We start from the raw sequence: 15318 nt of genomic DNA, 5'->3' as shown, positions 1-15318 counted from the left end.
GATGAAGGACGCGAGCCGAAAGGCTCTCAGGCATTCTGTGCCTTGCGACGGCCCAGTGCAAGCCAGGCCAGCGCCGCGCCGGTCAGGCCCAGCGGCAGCAGCGAACCGAGGTTCAGCAGGGCCCAGCCCTGCGTGGTGACGAGCACGCCCGACGCCAGCGAGGAAATCGCCAGCACGGCAAAAATGCAGAAATTGAGCGCGCCCTGCGCCTTGTCCTTTTCCTCGGGACGGTAGGCCGTCAAGGCCAGCGTGGTGGCACCTGTGAACAGGAAATTCCAGCCCAGCCCCAGCAAAAACAGCGCCGCCAGGAACTGCTTCAGGTCCACGCCCGAAAGCGCGATCAGCACACACAGCACGTTCAACGCCACGCCCACCGCCATGATGGGCAGGGCGCCGAAGCGGCGTATCAGGTGGCCGGTGAAAAAACCGGGCGCGAACATGCCGATCACATGCCACTCCAGCACCAGCGCGACGCTGGAAAACGGCAGGCCGCAGACCTGCATGGCGATCGGCGTGGCGGCCATCAGGAGGTTCATCACGCCAAAACCCAGGGCGCCGGCGGCCGCGGCCACGATGAAGACCGGCTGCCGCATGATTTCGCCGAGCGGCCTTCCGCCGCGCGCCGCGTGCGCCTCGGGCGGCGGCGGAAACTGGATGAAGGCCAGCAGCGCCATGGACAGCAGCGCCACGCCGGCCAGCGCCAGGTAGGCGCCGGCAAAAGGCACGTCGGTCAGTTCCCGCGTGTGGGCCGCGAGATTGGGCCCGGCGACGGCGCCCAGCAGGCCGCCGGCCATGACCAGCGAAATGGCCTTTTCACGAAAGGCCGGCAGGGCCAGTTCGGCCGCGGCGAAGCGGTAGAGCTGCGCGTTGGCGTTGTAGTAACCGGCCACCACCGTGGCCGCCACCAGCAGCCAGAAATTCCTGCCGTAGGCCGCGTAACAGCACAGCAGGGCCGAGGCCACGGCCACCAGCAGGCCGAGCTGGAAGGAGGCCTTGCGCCCGAAGCGCGCCTGCGTGCGCGCCACCACCGAGGTCGACAGCGCTCCGCCCACCACATAGCCCATGACGGGCAGGGTCGCCATCCAGCCCAGCGGCGCCAGGTTCAGCCCGACCAGGCCGTTGATGGCGATGAAGGTGACGTTGTTGGTCAGGAACAGGCCTTGGCAAACGGCCAGCAGCCAGAGGTTGCGGTTCATGCGGCACCGCCCAGCGTCAGCAGGGACAGGCAGGCCAGCGGCGCGGTTTCGGCTCGCAGCACGCGCGGGCCCAGCGTGACGGCGCTGAAGCCGCGGGCAATGGCGGCGGCTTCTTCGGCGGGGCTGAGGCCGCCCTCGGGGCCGCTTAAAAATGTCAGCGCACCGCTGCCCGGAACCGCCTGGGCCAGCGGCCGGCTGCCTTCGCGCAGCGACAGCAGAAGCCGGCTTCCGTCGGCGGCCGCATCTTCCAGGCCTTTGAGCCAGTCGGCCAGGCTGGCGACGTCGTGGATCAGCGGCACGCGGCTGCGGCCGCACTGCTCACAAGCGGCGACGGCCACGCCGTGCCAGTGCGAGATTTTTTTGTCGGCGCGTTCGCCCTTGATGCGCAGCACGCTGCGCTCGCTCATCAGGGGCTGGATGCTGGCCGCGCCCAGTTCGGCGGCTTTCTCGACCAGCCAGTCCATGCGCTCGTTGGCGGGCATGCCGACCGCCAGGTGGATGGCGCGGCCGGCCTCGCGCGCCGTGGGGGCGTAGGCGCCGACGATCACCTCGACCTCGCTGCGGCCCATGCGCGCAACCGTGGCGTCGAATTCCCCTTCGCTGCCGGGCTGGCCGTCGCCCCTGCCGTTGAACAGCGAAAGCGCGTCCCCGGGCTGCAGCCGCAGGACCTGGACGTGGCGGGCGGCGGCCGGCGGCAACTGGACCGTCGTGCCCGGCACCAGCGCCATGTCGGCATAGAAACGCGCGCTCACGGCACGGCCCTGGCGGCGGGAGGGCGGTGGAGGAAGTGCTTCATGCGTTCAGAACGTGTAGCCCACACGGGTTTCGTTGCCTTCGATCTCGTCGAGCAAGACCATCAGCGGGCCCAGCTGGCGGTAGCGCGCGGCGGTGTTGCGGGCGTAGCGGATGAAGCGCGGCGTGTCGGCCAGGTATTTGGGCTTGCCGTCGCGCAGCGTGAGGCGCGCAAAAATACCCAGAATCTTGAGGTGGCGCTGCAGGCCCATCCATTCGACGGCCCGGTAGAACTCGCCGAAATCGTCGCCGACCGGCAGGCCCGCCTTGCGGGCCTTCTGCCAGTAGCGCACGGTGATGTCGAGCACAAAATCCTCTTCCCAGCTCAGAAACGCATCGCGCATCAGGCTGGCGATGTCATAGCTGATGGGGCCGTAGACCGCATCCTGGAAATCAAGAACCCCCAGCGGTGGCGCGTCTGTGAGGGCCGCTGGTGAGCCGCTTGGGATCATCAGATTGCGCGCCATGAAGTCGCGATGCACGAATACGCGCGCGCCGTCCAGCGAATTCAGGTTGCTGGCCTTGATCTGTTCAAAGAGAACGTTCAGTTTTTCCTGCAGGCCCGTGTCCAGCGGCAGCTTGCGGTGTCTGGCGACATACCAGTCGGGGAACAGCGAGAGTTCGCGCGACAACAGCGCCTCGTCATAGGGGGGCAGCACGCCTGGTTTCGAGGCGAGCTGCCAGCGCACCAGGGCGTCCACCGCATGGGTATACAGCTCGTAGTGGGCGGAGGTGGGGCTGGCAATCGCGTCAACCGCGGCGGGAGGGGCGATCACCTCCATCATGGTTTGCGCGCCCAGGTCGCTCAGCAGCATGAAGCCCAAAGGCTCGTCCCATGCCAGCACGCGCGGCGCGTTGAGGCCCGCCTCCGCCATCAGGCCGGCGACCTTGACGAAGGGTTTGCAGTCTTCCTGCGCGGGCGGCGCATCCATGATGATGCAGCTGCCCTCGCCCGATGCGGCGTCGACCCTGAAATAGCGGCGAAAGCTGGCGTCGGCCGATGCCGGCCTCAGCGTGCCGGTCTGCAAACGATGCTGGCGGGCCAGGTCGGCCAGCCAGTTGTCGAAGGCGGCGGCGCGTGCCGGGTCGGCCCAGGCGATGGATGGCGCGGTCATGCTTGCGCGGCCTTCGCCGGGCTCGGCTTCTTTATTCTGGGGATGGGCTGGAGGGTCATGGATAATCGGGCCTGATTTTACAAACGGGTTTATCTCACATAAACGATGCGCCGCGCATCCCCCTCGCCTTTTATTCTCTCTCCGGTGGCTCTTGCTGTCTCCAGGCTGGTCGTGTTTTGCGCCACGCTGGGGATGACTGTTGCAGGGACGGCCCACGCCCAGGCGGTGCCCGCGGCGCCGGCAGCGGCGCGTGGCGCGTCAGCTCCCACGCCGGCGGAGATGGCGGAGTCCGAGGGCGCCCTGAAGCTCAAGCCCACCCCCATGCTGGCCGAGGAAGTCTCCAGCGACCCGCAGGACCGGGGGCCGACGTTTGTCTTCGGCGACCGTGTGTCGGGACGCCCGGACCTGGAAACCGTGATCGACGGCAATGCGGAACTGCGCCGCGGGGCCACCTCCATACGCGCCGATCGCATCGAGTATTACCAGCCCGACGACCAGCTCAAAAGCCGCGGCAATGTTCGCATCAACCGCGCCGGCAACCGCTTTGAAGGCCCCGAGCTGGAGCTCAAGCTGGACCGGTTCGAGGGTTTTTTCACCACGCCTGATTACCGTTTCCTGAGCAACGGCGGCAACGGCCGGGCGCAGCGGGTCGATTTCCTCGACGAGAACCACCTGACGGCCGAGCGCGCCACCTACACCACCTGCGAGCGCGATGACGAGGCGAGCTGGCAGCCCGCCTGGGTGCTGCGCGCCAGCCGCTTCGAGTTCGACCTGGAGACCGAGGTCGGCGTGGCCCACAATGCCGTCGTCCGCTTCAAGAGCGTGCCCATCCTGGCTTTTCCCAAGGTGAGCTTTCCGCTGAGCGACAAGCGCAAGTCCGGCCTGTTGCCGCCCACCATCAGCATGGGCTCGACAAACGGGTTTGAGTTTCGCCAGCCTTATTACTTCGACATCGCACCCAACCGGGACGCCACCTTTTCACCGGCGATCCTGAGCAAGCGCGGCGTCGACCTCGCCGGCGAGTTCCGTTACCTGGAACCCAGTTACCGGGGCGAGCTGCGTGCCAATTACCTGCCCAGCGACAAGCTGCGCGACCGGGACCGCTGGTCCTACGGCTACCAGCACACCGGCACCATTGCCACCGGCCTGGCTTCGGTTGGCAATCTCGGCCTCAACCTCAACCTGAATCGTGTCAGCGACAACGATTACTGGAAGGATTTCCCGGCACGCTCCGGTTACACCACCCAGCGCCTGCTGTCCCAGGACGCCACCCTGACCTGGGGCCGGGGATTCTTTTCCAGCAGCCTGCGAACCCTGAAGTGGCAGACTTTGCAGGACGTGACCTCGCCCATCGTCCCTCCCTATGACCGGCTTCCGCAGCTCACGGCCGCGTACACCCGGGTGGACGCCCCCCTGGGAGGGCTGGGCAACGGCTTCGACTGGTCGATCGAGGGCGATTACACCCGCTTCTCCGCGGACCGCACGCTGACGAACCAGCCCAACAGCAACCGGGCCTTCACCAAGCTGCAGATCAGCCGTCCCTGGCTGTCGTCGGCTGGTTTCATCACGCCCAAGGTGCAGCTGCACGCCACCAGCTACCAGTTCGACGCGCCGCTGGTGGGCGGGGCGAAGACGGCCTCGCGTGTGGTTCCGACCTTCAGCCTGGACAGCGGCCTGCAGTTCGAGCGCGAGGCCAGCTTCCTGGGCCGCAATTTCACCCAGACGCTGGAGCCGCGGGCTTTTTATGTCCGCACGCCCTACCGCGACCAGAGCCTGTTGCCCAACTATGACTCCGGTATCAACGACTTCAACTTCGCGACCGTCTTTACCGAGAACGCTTTTGTCGGCAATGACCGCATTTCCGACGCGAACCTGCTGACACTGGGCGTGACCTCCCGCTTGCTGGATCCCGCGACCGGCGCCGAAGCCGTGCGCGTCGGTATCGCACAGCGCCTGCGCTTTGAAGACCAGCGGGTGACCCTGCCCGGCGCACTGCCGGTTACCGACCGCATCAGCGACATACTGGTCGGCGCGTCCGTCAACTGGGTGCCACAGTGGTCTTTCGACAGCACGGTGCAGTACAACCCCAAGACCCGGCAGTCCGAGCGCGCCTCTTTCGGCGTGCGTTACAACCCGGGCAATTACCGCGTCATCAGCGCCGCATTCCGGCGCCAGCGCAATGTCAGCGAGCAGATCGATGTGGGCTGGCAGTGGCCGATCAACGACCTGTGGGGCGACAAAGGCAAGGACCTGGGCGCCGGGCAGGGCCAGGGGCCGGGGCGCTATTACGCGGTCGGCCGGCTGAACTACAGCGTGCTGGACAAGCGCTTGGTCGATTCCATCATCGGCGTCGAATACGACGGCTGCTGCTGGATCAGCCGCGTCGTGCTGCAGCGCTCGCAGACCAGTACGGGCACTTCCGACACCCGGATCATGTTCCAGCTGGAGCTGGTGGGCTTTTCCCGCATTGGCGGGAACCCCCTGGAAACCCTCAAGTCAAATGTCCCGCGCTACCAGTACCTGCGTGAGAAAATCGAGGCTCCAAGCCGCTTTACCACTTATGACTAATATCCGTTTTTTTCCTGAACTCTCCCCAAGCCTGCCGCGCGCCGCCGCCCTCACGCTGGCGCTTTCGGCCTTGCTGGCGGTTCAGGTGCAGGCCCAGGGGCTCAAGCCGTCCAATCCCCTGCGCCTGTCCGACCCGGCCGCCGCCGCGCGGACCCCGGCTCAGGGTGGCGGCGGGCAACGCCAGGCCGATTTCATCGTCGCGGTGGTGAATTCCGAACCGATCACCAACAGCGAGGTTCGCCTCAAACTGATACGCACCGAGCAGCAGATCCTCCAGCAGGGCACGGCCTTGCCGCCGCGCAGTGAACTGGTGCCGCAGATCCTGGAGCGCATGATCAGCGACAAGGCGCAGCTGCAGCTGGCACGCACCTCGGGTATCCGGATCGATGAAAACACCATCGAAAACGCGGTCCAGACCGTGGCTAGCCAGAACCAGATCTCGGTGGACCAGCTGCGCAGCCGCCTGAAGGGGGACGGCATCGACTACACCCAGTTCCGCTCCGAAGTGCGCGATGAGCTTCTGGTGGGCCGCTTGCGCCAACGCGAGCTGGAGTCGCGCGTCACCATCACCGAGCAGGAGATAGACCAGTTCCTGCGCGACCAGGAAGGCGGCGGCGCCGAGCCTTCCGCTTTGGCCCTCAACCTGGGCGAGATTCTGGTGGCGGTGCCGGAGAACGCCACGCCCGACCAGGTCGCGGCGCTGCAGGCCAGGGCTCAGCAGGTGGTTGACCGTGCCAAGGCCGGCGGCGATTTCGCGGCGCTGGCCGCGGAGTTCTCCGCATCCGCCACACGCGCCACCGGCGGGCAGATGGGCATACGCACGGCGGACCGCTATCCCCCCCTCTTTGTCGAAGCAACCAAAAACCTGCAGACCGGCGGACTGGCCGGCCCGGTGCGAAGCGGCGCGGGCTTTCACATTCTCAAGGTGATCGAAAAGCGCCAGGGCGGCATGCCCGGCGCCACCGTGACGCAGACCCATGCCCGGCACATCCTGCTGCGCTTGAACCCCAAACAGACGGAAGCCACCGCGACGGAAAAACTCGCCGAGCTCAAGAAACGTGTCCAGGCTGGGCAAGCCGATTTTGCCGACCTCGCCCGCGAAAACAGCGAGGACGGCTCCGCCAAGGAAGGCGGCGACCTGGGTTGGGCTAGCCCCGGCATGTTTGTGCCTGAGTTTGAGAAGGCCATGAACAGCCTGGCACCCAACCAGGTCTCCGATCCGCTGGTGTCCCGATACGGCGTGCACATCATCCAGGTGCTGGAGCGCCGCGACACGCAGCTCTCGCAGCGCGACCAGCGCGAGATTGCGCGCAACGTGCTGCGCGAGAAGAAACAAAACGAAGCCTACGCACTCTGGGCCCAGGAGGTCCGCGGCCGCGCGTATGTGGAGTACCGTGATCCGCCGCAGTGAATGTGGCCCCCACGGTCGCTCACTTCGTGTAGCTCCCTGCCCCCCGAGGGGGCTGCTGCGCCTGCGGTCTGGCGAAGCCAGTCCCGCAGCCCCTGCTTGTAAAGAAAAATGCCCTCGGTCGTTTACTCGGCCTGCGGCCCGGTTCCGCGGCCCGTGCTGGTTTAAGGCTGCGATATCGTGAAGCACATCCCGCGCAAGCGCTTCGGCCAGCATTTTCTGACTGACCAGGGCATCATCGAAGGCATCGTCCAGGCGATCGCGCCGCGGCCTGGCCAGGCTGTGGTGGAGATCGGCCCCGGCCTGGCCGCGCTGACACAGCCGCTCGTCGAGCGCCTTGGGAACCTGACTGTCATCGAGCTGGACCGCGATCTGGCCCGGCAGCTGCGGGCCCATCCCCAGCTCAGCGTGGTCGAATCCGACATCCTCAAGGTGGACATCCGTGAGCTGGCGCGCACCGCCTGCACGCAGGGGCAAAAGCTTCGGGTCGTCGGCAACCTGCCGTACAACATCTCCACGCCCATCCTGTTTCACCTGCTGGATGCGGTCGACGTGATTGAAGACCAGCACTTCATGTTGCAAAAGGAGGTCATAGACCGCATGGTGGCCGCACCGGCCACCAGCGACTACGGCCGGCTCAGCGTGATGCTGCAGTGGCGCTACGCCATGGAAAACGTGCTGTTCGTGCCGCCGCACAGCTTTGACCCGCCGCCGCGCGTGGACAGCGCGGTGGTGCGCATGGTGCCGCATGCCGCGCCGGCGGCGCTGGACGTCAAGCTGCTCAGCGAACTGGTGCAAGTGGCCTTCAGCCAGCGCCGCAAGCTGCTGCGCCACACGCTGGGGCAATGGCTCACCGCGCGGGGCTTTGGCGGGATTTTTGACGTGCAGCGCCGTGCGGAGGAAGTGCCGGTGGCTGAGTACGTCGCGCTGGTGCAGGCGCTTTAAGCCGACCGGCAGTGTCCCGGCATAAAAAAAGCCCGTCAGAGACGGGCTTTTTTGCGGGCGCCTGCGGCGCCCACGATGTCGTTTTTGCTTTAAGCAGCGGCGAGCCAGTAACCCGCGTTAAACGGGCTGCTCATGCGCAACGCCAGAGGTGACACGTCTACCAGTTTGTCGGTAGGCATGACTTCTTCACCTTCTGCAACTGCTTGCTGGGCCTCATTCGCCCGATCCCCTTGGCCGATGTCTGGGGAGCGGGCTACAGAAAAGAATAGAAACATCTGAACGGTATCTTGCGATCCGCCCAGTAGTCCGAGGCATCCCGGAAGATGTCGAGCAGCTGCTCGCGCGCTTCCTTGTCGAATTTGGCGTTGGCCGGAATCTGCTCGAGCACGACGATGAAGCCGGGCTGCGGGCCTGATTTGTGGACCAGGTCCGTCATGCAGTCGTACAGCGCGTCGAAATTCTTGCCGAAGTGGGCCGGGAAGGTGTATTGCGCCGCAATCATGTCCAGCACGTCCTGCTTGCTCTGGGCATTGCCCAGGTTGGCGTACAGGAAATGCTGGTTCAGCTGTGTCGCTGCGTCCTGCAGATCCTGCACCCGGAAGGCACGTATGGATTGAACGATATTGGGCCGCACGCCGCGCAAGGGCGTTTCGCCGTCCTTGCGCACCGGCGTCTCGTTGTCCCGACGAAGTGGTGTATCCATCTCCGCTACTCTTTCTCTGAAGTCAAAAACTTGAAATAACAACCACAGTTCATTTACTGAACGATTCTGCGAAAACTCGCATAGTGGTCGTCGGTGTAATAACAGGCATCCGGAGCGGTGGGTTTCAAGCCGCCACAAACAATGCGCCGGGCTCCCCGGCTGCGTTCATTGGGCGTCCTGACGGTGTATTCGCGGTAGTAACCGCGACGGTTGGCCGGAAGAAGTCGCTCCCGGTTGCCAAACACCACGCCGTCCTTGTCATGCCTGAACGGCCCACCCTGGTAAATCAGCGTCATCATGTCGCGCCCTTGCGGAGGCAATTGGGCCGTTGCGATGGTACCGGCCGCTGCCGGTGTATCCGCACCCTTGGCCTGCACCACGCTGGGGATCAGCCCGCTCAGGCTGGTTGTCAAGACCAGCAGGCTGACCATTCTGGCCGCCTGCCAACGTCCCCACCCATTGCGCAACATGAAAAAGAAGCCTTTCCTGGAACCTAAGGCCAGCCCGCCGATTTCGGGTTAACCCTTAAATTTCAAGAGAGGTAGTTTGCCGCATATGGCCAAAAAACGCAAGTGGCTGCTGAAAATTTAGGCAGTAAAGACTGGGTGTATTGTCTAAATAAGTTAGTGCTGGCTATCTAATTTCGGCTTATCGGCCGGCGTTTGCATCCGCGACCGTCAGGGCTGTCATGTTGACGATGCGGCGCACCGTGGCGGTGGCGGTCAGGATGTGCATGGGTTTGTTCGCACCCAGCAGCACGGGGCCGATGGCGATGTTGCCGCCGGCCGCCGTCTTGAGCAGGTTGTACGAAATATTGGCCGCATCAATATTGGGCAGCACCAGCAGGTTGGCCTCGCCCGTTAGCGTGCTATTGGGCATGATCAGTGCGCGCGCGTCGGCGTCCAGCGCCATGTCGCCGTGCATTTCACCGTCGACTTCCAGCCAGGGCGCCTTTTCGCGCAGCAGTTCCAGCGTGCGGCGCATCTTCAGCGCGCTGGGCAGGTTTGACGAGCCGAAGTTCGAATGCGACAGCAGGGCCGCCTTGGGCTTGATGCCGAAGCGCATCATTTCCTCGGCCGCCATGGTGGTGATCTCGGCGAGCTGGTCGGCCGTCGGGTCGCAGTTGACGTGCGTGTCGAGCAGGAACACCTGGCGGTTCGGCAGCAGCAGGCCGTTCATGCAGGCATAGGTGTTGACGCCTTCGCGCTTGCCGATGACCTGGTCCAGGTAGTCCAGATGGTGGGCGGTCGTGCCCCAGGTGCCGCAGATCAGGCCGTCGACGTCGCCCTTGTGCAGCAGCATGCCGGCGATCAGCGTGAGGCGGCGGCGCATCTCGATCTTGGCGATCTGCACCGTGACGCCGCGGCGCTCCATCATGCGGTGGTAGGTCTGCCAGAAGTCGCGGTAGCGGTGGTCCTGCTCGACGTTGACCACGTCGTAGTCGAGCTCTTCTTTCAGGCGCAGGCCGAATTTTTCGATGCGCTGGGCAATGATGGCGGGTCGGCCGATCAGGGTCGGCCGTGCCAGGCCTTCGTCCACCACGATCTGGCAGGCGCGCAGCACGCGTTCTTCCTCGCCCTCGGCGTAAGCCACGCGCTTGCGGCTTGCGGCCTTGGCGGCCGCGAAAATCGGCTTCATGACCGTGCCCGAGGCGTAGACGAAGCTCTGCAGCTTGTCGCGGTAGGCGTTCATGTCCTGGATGGGCCGCAAGGCCACGCCGCTGTCGGCCGCCGCCTGCGCCACCGCGGGCGCGATCTTCATCATGAGGCGCGGATCAAAGGGCTTGGGAATCAGGTACTCGGGACCGAAGGCGAGCTTCTCGCCCACATAGGCGGCCGCCACGACTTCACTTTGTTCGGCCTGCGCCAGTTCGGCGATCGCATGCACGGCCGCGATTTCCATCTCGATGGTGATGGTGGAGGCGCCGGCATCCAGCGCACCGCGGAAGATGTAGGGAAAGCACAGGACGTTGTTGACCTGGTTGGGGTAGTCGGTGCGGCCGGTCGCCATGATGGCGTCGTCGCGCACGGACTTGACGTCCTCGGGCGTGATCTCTGGGTTCGGGTTGGCCAGCGCCAGGATGATGGGCTTGGCGGCCATCTTGGCGACCATGTCCTTCTTGAGCACACCGCCGGCCGACAGGCCCAGGAAGATGTCCGCGCCGGCGATCACGTCGCTGAGGGTGCGCGCGTCGGTCTTCTGCGCGAACTGGATCTTGTCCTCGTCCATCAGCTCGGTGCGGCCTTCATAGACCACGCCGGCGAGGTCGGTCACGAACACGTTTTCGCGCTGGATGCCCAGCTTGAGCAGCAGGTTCAGGCAGGCCAGGGCCGCAGCGCCTGCACCCGAGGTCACCAGCTTGACCTGGCCGGGGCCTTTGCCGACCACCTTGAGCGCGTTCAGCACCGCCGCACCCACGGTGATGGCCGTGCCGTGCTGGTCGTCGTGGAACACCGGGATCTTCATGCGCTTGCGCAGCTCGCGCTCGACGTAGAAGCAATCGGGCGCCTTGATGTCTTCGAGGTTGATGGCGCCGAAGGTCGGTTCCAGCGAGGCAATGATGTCGACCAGCTTGGCCGGGTCTTTTTCGTCGATCTCGATGTCGAACACGTCGACGCCGGCGAACTTCTTGAACAGCACGCCCTTGCCTTCCATGACCGGCTTGGAAGCCAGCGGGCCGATGTCGCCCAGGCCCAGCACGGCGGTGCCGTTGGTGATCACGGCCACCAGGTTGCCGCGGCTGGTGTACTTGAAGGCGTTGTTGGGGTCCTTGACGATCTCTTCGCAGGGCGCCGCGACGCCGGGGGAATAGGCCAGGGCCAGGTCGCGCTGGTTGGTCAGCTGCTTGGTTGCTGCGATGGCCACCTTGCCGGGGGTCGGAAACTCGTGGTACTCAAGTGCGGCGCGGCGCAGTTCGGCGCGTTTTTCTTCGCGGTCAGTGGGCGTCGCGGCGGGTGGTGTCGGCATCTGCAAGGTCTCCAGCGGGAACGGTCGGTTGACCGTCAATTTCTTGTAAGGTCTGCGATTGTAGGCCGTTGGACGGGAAAACCCTAGTAAGTGAATCTACGCAAAAAGGTGGATCGCTTTTGACTTTTCGGCATGGAAAGCCGCTTTGCCGCGAAGCTTGTTCACGATAGCGGCGCGTAGCCGTTTTTTGCGCGCTTTAAGCGCGAAATACAGAACGGGTGGCAGGGCCGGCGGCCCGGCCGCTCAGCGCGCCACGCCCAGCAAATGGTCCAGGCGCTCGGGCTGCTCGCGCAGTGCCTGGGCTGTTCCCGTGTGCACCACCGTGCCGCGGTCCAGCACCACGGCGCTGTCGGAAATCGCCAGGATGGCCTGCGGGTGCTGCTCCACGATGATGGCGCTCAGGCCCTCTTCGCGCGTGATGCGGCGTATGGCGCGCAGCAGCTCCTCCACGATGATGGGCGCCAGGCCTTCCAGCGGCTCATCCAGCAGCAGCAGCTTGGGATTGAGCACCAGCGCCCGGCCCACGGCCAGCATCTGCTGCTCGCCGCCCGACAGCTGCGTGCCGAGGTTGCCCTTGCGCTCGGCCAGGCGCGGGAACATCGCATACACGCCGTCCGGGTTCCATTTGCCGGGGCGCGCCACCGCGCTCAGGTTCTCGTGCACCGTCAGCGACTTGAAGATGTTGCGCTCCTGCGGCACCCAGCCTATGCCGGCCGCCGCGCGCTCGTGTGAGGGCAGCTGGTGCAGCGCGACCGTGGCCGCGCCCGCGCCGAAGGAAATGGCGCCCCCGTGCTGCCGCGTCGCGCCCGCCAGCGTGTTGATCAGCGTGGTCTTGCCGGTGCCGTTGCGGCCCAGCAGCGCGAGCGTCTGGCCTTCACCGAGCGTGAACGACACCTCGTGCAGCACCACGGCCTCGCCGTAGCCGGCGCGCAGTTTGTCAACCTTGAGCAGCTCAGCCATGGGCCACCTCCTCCCCATGTTGCTCCCCATGTTCCTCGCCATGGCCCAGGTAGACCGCCTTGACCTGCGGGTCGGCCGCGATCTGTTCAGGCGTGCCTTCCGTCAGCAGCGTGCCGTTGACCAGCACCGTCATGGTGGTGGCGAAGCTGAACACCAGGTCCATGTCGTGCTCGATCAGCAGCACCGACACGTCGGCCGGCAGCGCGGCCACGGTTTGCAGCAGTTCCTCGCGCTCGCCGGCCGGCACGCCGGCCACGGGTTCGTCCAGCAGCAGCACGCGCGGCTCGCAGGCCAGCGCCACGGCGATCTCCAGCAGGCGGCGCTTGCCATAGGCCAGCACGCGGGTCGGCTGGTCCATCACTTCGGTGAGGTGAAACTGTTCCAGCAATTGTTCGCAGCGTTCGGCCACGGCCCGGTTGCGGCCCAGCGGCTGCCACCATTTCGCGCCCAGGCCTGTTTGCTGCGACACGGTCAGCGCCAGCGTCTGCAGCGGCGTGAGCGAGTCGAACAGCTGGTTGATCTGGAAGGTGCGCACCATGCCGCGCTTGACGCGCTGGTGCGGCGCCAGCCGTGTGATGTCCTCGCCTTCGAGCAGGATGCGGCCCTCGGTCGGCTGCAGCACGCCCGTCAGCAGGTTGACCAGCGTGGTCTTGCCCGCGCCGTTAGGCCCGATCAAGGCATGGCGCGCGCCGCGCCGCAGGTTCAGGCTCACGTTGTTGGTGGCGGTGATGCCGCCGAAGCGCATCACCAGGCCTTGCGCGGACAGCACCGCGTCGCCCTGCGGCGCCGCGCTCATGGCCGACCTCCGTGCCGGCGCTGCGGCAGCCAGGTCCAGGGCCGGACCAGCCGTTCGCGGCCCACCAGCACCAGCACCACCAGGAAGAGGCCTATCCAGAAGGTCCAGTACTGCGGCGTGATGGACGAGAGCGCATCCTGCATCAGCTTGAACACAATTGCCCCGGCCACGCCGCCGTAGAGCCAGCCCACTCCGCCCACCACCAGGATCAGCAGCACGTCGGCCGAGCGGTGGAACTCGAACAGATCCAGCGAAGCGAAACCGGTGGTCTGCGTCAGCAGCGCGCCAGCCGCGCCGGCCACACCGGCCGCCACCGTATAGACAACCGCCAGCCGTGACGCCACCGGAATGCCGATGGCCATGGCGCGCAGGCGGTTGTCGCGTATTGCTTTGAGCGTCGCACCCAGCGGCGAATGCACCAGGCGGCGCATCAGCACGAACAGCACCAGCAGCACCGCCAGCGAATACCAGGCGGCGGTGCGGCCCGCGAGGTCGAACTCGAAGCTGCCCAGCAGCGGCCCCATGACCACGCCCTGCAGGCCGTCGGCGCCGCCGGTCAGCCAGTCGAGTTTGTTGGCCAGCTCCAGCAGGATCAGCGCCACACCCAGCGTCACCATCAGCCGCGTCAGGTCGCTGCCGCGCTGGATGGTGAGCGAGCATAGGGCGCCCAGCAGTGTCGCGGTGGTGATGCCCACGGCCAGGCCCACCAGCGGGTCGGGCATGACCAGCTTGGCGAACAGCGCCGCCGCGTAGCCGCCTATGCCGAAGAAAGCCGCATGGCCCAGCGAGACAATGCCGGTGTAGCCCAGCACCAGGTCCAGCGACACCGCGAACAGCGCGACGATGGCGATCTCGTTGATGAGGGACGCATGGCTGGGCATCAGCACCGGCGCGGCGAAGGCGAGGAGCCAGAGCACCGGCTCCCAGGGCCTCCAGCGGCTGCTTTTGAGCAGCGATGTCTGGGTGTTCATCTATTTGCCTCCCTTGCGCACAAAGAGGCCCTGCGGCCGCCAGATCAGGATCACGATCATCAGGCTGTAGACGATGAAGGCGCCCAGCTTGGGGATGTAGTACTTGCCCGCCACGTCGGCGATGCCCAGCAGCAGGGCGGCCAGCAGCGGCCCGGTAATCGACGTGGTGCCGCCCACGGCCACCACGATCAGGAAATAAATCATGAACTTGAGCGGAAAGCTCGGGTCCAGGCCCAGCACCTCGGCGCCCAGCGCGCCGCCCAGGCCGGCCAGGCCCGAGCCCACGGCGAAGGTCGAGAGGAACACCAGGTTGACGTTGATGCCCAGGCCGGCCGCCACGCGCTGGTCGTCCACCGACGCGCGCAGCCGGCTGCCGAAGCGCGTGCGCGCCAGCAGGTACTGCAGGCCTACCGTCAGTCCAGCGCACACCGCGATGATGAACAGCCGGTAGTGGCCCATGCCCAGCATCCAGGCGCCGCTGCCGATTTCGGTGCGGCCTTTGAGCCACGCGGGCAGCTGCACGATCTGCTGCGTCGAGCCCACGAAATAATCCACACTGGCCACCGCCATGAACACCAGGCCGATGGAAAACAGCACCTGGTCCAGGTGCGGCTTGTTGTAGAGCGGCCGGTACAGCGTGCGCTCCAGCACCGCGCCCAGCAGCGCCGAGCCGATGAAGGCCAGCGGCAGGCACAGCAAAAAGGGCACGCCGAAATGCTGCATCAGCAGCACGGTGATGTAGCCGCCGGCCATCGCGAAGGCGCCGTGCGCGAGGTTGATGAAATTCATCAAGCCCATGGTCACCGCCAAGCCCACCGCCAGGATGAACAGCAGCATGCCGTAAGCGATACCGTCAAAAAGAAGGGTCAGCATGGATTGGTTTGGGTGTTTGCTACC

General features: G+C 65.7%; 13 protein-coding genes. 3 read left to right on the top strand and 10 right to left on the bottom strand.

Annotated elements, in window-relative coordinates:
• Positions 1-26 precede the first annotated feature (26 nt).
• From AC1D0O_RS23700 to AC1D0O_RS23690, 3 genes are read right to left on the bottom strand one after another with little or no spacing between them, the layout of a single operon-like run.
• On the bottom strand, positions 27-1196 hold the full coding sequence (locus AC1D0O_RS23700; protein WP_477655936.1) for an MFS transporter: 1170 nt from the start codon (positions 1194-1196) through the stop codon (positions 27-29).
• Complete coding sequence (locus AC1D0O_RS23695; RefSeq protein WP_477655935.1) at positions 1193-1948, bottom strand: 16S rRNA (uracil(1498)-N(3))-methyltransferase; 756 nt, start codon at positions 1946-1948, stop codon at positions 1193-1195. The genes AC1D0O_RS23700 and AC1D0O_RS23695 overlap by 4 nt, the downstream gene beginning before the upstream one ends.
• A gap of 48 nt (positions 1949-1996) precedes the next feature.
• Positions 1997-3103 carry an aminoglycoside phosphotransferase family protein gene (locus tag AC1D0O_RS23690; protein ID WP_477655934.1) on the bottom strand — a complete coding sequence of 369 codons (1107 nt, stop codon included), beginning with the start codon at positions 3101-3103 and terminating at the stop codon, positions 1997-1999.
• Between the two features lie 105 nt (positions 3104-3208).
• Between AC1D0O_RS23690 and AC1D0O_RS23685 the strand changes: the two genes are divergently transcribed.
• The 3 genes from AC1D0O_RS23685 to rsmA all read left to right on the top strand — a co-directional run bounded on the left by AC1D0O_RS23685 (position 3209) and on the right by rsmA (position 8024).
• Positions 3209-5671, top strand: coding sequence for an LPS-assembly protein LptD (locus AC1D0O_RS23685; protein ID WP_477655933.1), 2463 nt, complete (start codon positions 3209-3211; stop codon positions 5669-5671).
• Positions 5664-7082, top strand: a complete 1419-nt coding sequence (locus AC1D0O_RS23680) for a peptidylprolyl isomerase (protein ID WP_477655932.1) — start codon at positions 5664-5666, stop codon at positions 7080-7082. Before AC1D0O_RS23685 ends, AC1D0O_RS23680 begins: the two co-directional genes overlap by 8 nt.
• 177 nt (positions 7083-7259) lie before the next feature.
• Entirely contained in the window at positions 7260-8024 is a 765-nt protein-coding gene (gene rsmA, locus AC1D0O_RS23675; protein ID WP_477655931.1) for a 16S rRNA (adenine(1518)-N(6)/adenine(1519)-N(6))-dimethyltransferase RsmA, read from the top strand.
• Positions 8025-8277: 253 nt separating this feature from the next.
• On the opposite strand, the gene AC1D0O_RS23670 is transcribed toward rsmA, so the two are convergent.
• The 7 genes from AC1D0O_RS23670 to AC1D0O_RS23640 all read right to left on the bottom strand — a co-directional run bounded on the left by AC1D0O_RS23670 (position 8278) and on the right by AC1D0O_RS23640 (position 15294).
• Positions 8278-8727 (bottom strand): barstar family protein, encoded by a 450-nt coding sequence (locus tag AC1D0O_RS23670; RefSeq protein ID WP_007869336.1) that lies wholly within the window; start codon positions 8725-8727, stop codon positions 8278-8280.
• A 53-nt stretch (positions 8728-8780) separates the two neighbouring features.
• Positions 8781-9158: a guanyl-specific ribonuclease gene (locus tag AC1D0O_RS23665; protein ID WP_477655930.1), complete on the bottom strand. Its 378-nt coding sequence runs from the start codon at positions 9156-9158 to the stop codon at positions 8781-8783.
• Between the two features lie 217 nt (positions 9159-9375).
• Positions 9376-11694 (bottom strand): NADP-dependent malic enzyme, encoded by a 2319-nt coding sequence (locus tag AC1D0O_RS23660; RefSeq protein WP_477655929.1) that lies wholly within the window; start codon positions 11692-11694, stop codon positions 9376-9378.
• A gap of 243 nt (positions 11695-11937) precedes the next feature.
• The gene (locus AC1D0O_RS23655) at positions 11938-12654 is read right to left on the bottom strand and encodes an ABC transporter ATP-binding protein (RefSeq protein ID WP_477655928.1); all 717 of its coding nucleotides are present in this window, start codon (positions 12652-12654) and stop codon (positions 11938-11940) included.
• Positions 12647-13450: an ABC transporter ATP-binding protein gene (locus AC1D0O_RS23650; protein WP_477655927.1), complete on the bottom strand. Its 804-nt coding sequence runs from the start codon at positions 13448-13450 to the stop codon at positions 12647-12649. The genes AC1D0O_RS23655 and AC1D0O_RS23650 overlap by 8 nt, the downstream gene beginning before the upstream one ends.
• Positions 13447-14421, bottom strand: a complete 975-nt coding sequence (locus AC1D0O_RS23645) for a branched-chain amino acid ABC transporter permease (RefSeq protein ID WP_477655926.1) — start codon at positions 14419-14421, stop codon at positions 13447-13449. Before AC1D0O_RS23645 ends, AC1D0O_RS23650 begins: the two co-directional genes overlap by 4 nt.
• Positions 14422-15294 (bottom strand): branched-chain amino acid ABC transporter permease, encoded by an 873-nt coding sequence (locus AC1D0O_RS23640; RefSeq protein ID WP_477655925.1) that lies wholly within the window; start codon positions 15292-15294, stop codon positions 14422-14424.
• Positions 15295-15318: the final 24 nt, after the last annotated feature.

The organism is Polaromonas sp. P1_F2 (assembly GCF_056405735.1).
This window is presented reverse-complemented; position numbering and strand designations above follow the sequence as displayed.

What these genes read in the sequence shown, in the direction of transcription:
- AC1D0O_RS23700 (WP_477655936.1), bottom strand. Translation starts at nt 1,196, where the DNA reads ATGAACCGCAACCTCTGGCTGCTGGCCGTTTGCCAAGGCCTGTTCCTG.
- AC1D0O_RS23690 (WP_477655934.1), bottom strand. Translation starts at nt 3,103, where the DNA reads ATGACCGCGCCATCCATCGCCTGGGCCGACCCGGCACGCGCCGCCGCC.
- AC1D0O_RS23685 (WP_477655933.1), top strand. Translation starts at nt 3,209, where the DNA reads ATGCGCCGCGCATCCCCCTCGCCTTTTATTCTCTCTCCGGTGGCTCTT.
- AC1D0O_RS23680 (WP_477655932.1), top strand. Translation starts at nt 5,664, where the DNA reads ATGACTAATATCCGTTTTTTTCCTGAACTCTCCCCAAGCCTGCCGCGC.
- AC1D0O_RS23670 (WP_007869336.1), bottom strand. Translation starts at nt 8,727, where the DNA reads ATGGATACACCACTTCGTCGGGACAACGAGACGCCGGTGCGCAAGGAC.
- AC1D0O_RS23665 (WP_477655930.1), bottom strand. Translation starts at nt 9,158, where the DNA reads ATGGTCAGCCTGCTGGTCTTGACAACCAGCCTGAGCGGGCTGATCCCC.
- AC1D0O_RS23660 (WP_477655929.1), bottom strand. Translation starts at nt 11,694, where the DNA reads ATGCCGACACCACCCGCCGCGACGCCCACTGACCGCGAAGAAAAACGC.
- AC1D0O_RS23655 (WP_477655928.1), bottom strand. Translation starts at nt 12,654, where the DNA reads ATGGCTGAGCTGCTCAAGGTTGACAAACTGCGCGCCGGCTACGGCGAG.
- AC1D0O_RS23650 (WP_477655927.1), bottom strand. Translation starts at nt 13,450, where the DNA reads ATGAGCGCGGCGCCGCAGGGCGACGCGGTGCTGTCCGCGCAAGGCCTG.
- AC1D0O_RS23645 (WP_477655926.1), bottom strand. Translation starts at nt 14,421, where the DNA reads ATGAACACCCAGACATCGCTGCTCAAAAGCAGCCGCTGGAGGCCCTGG.
- AC1D0O_RS23640 (WP_477655925.1), bottom strand. Translation starts at nt 15,294, where the DNA reads ATGCTGACCCTTCTTTTTGACGGTATCGCTTACGGCATGCTGCTGTTC.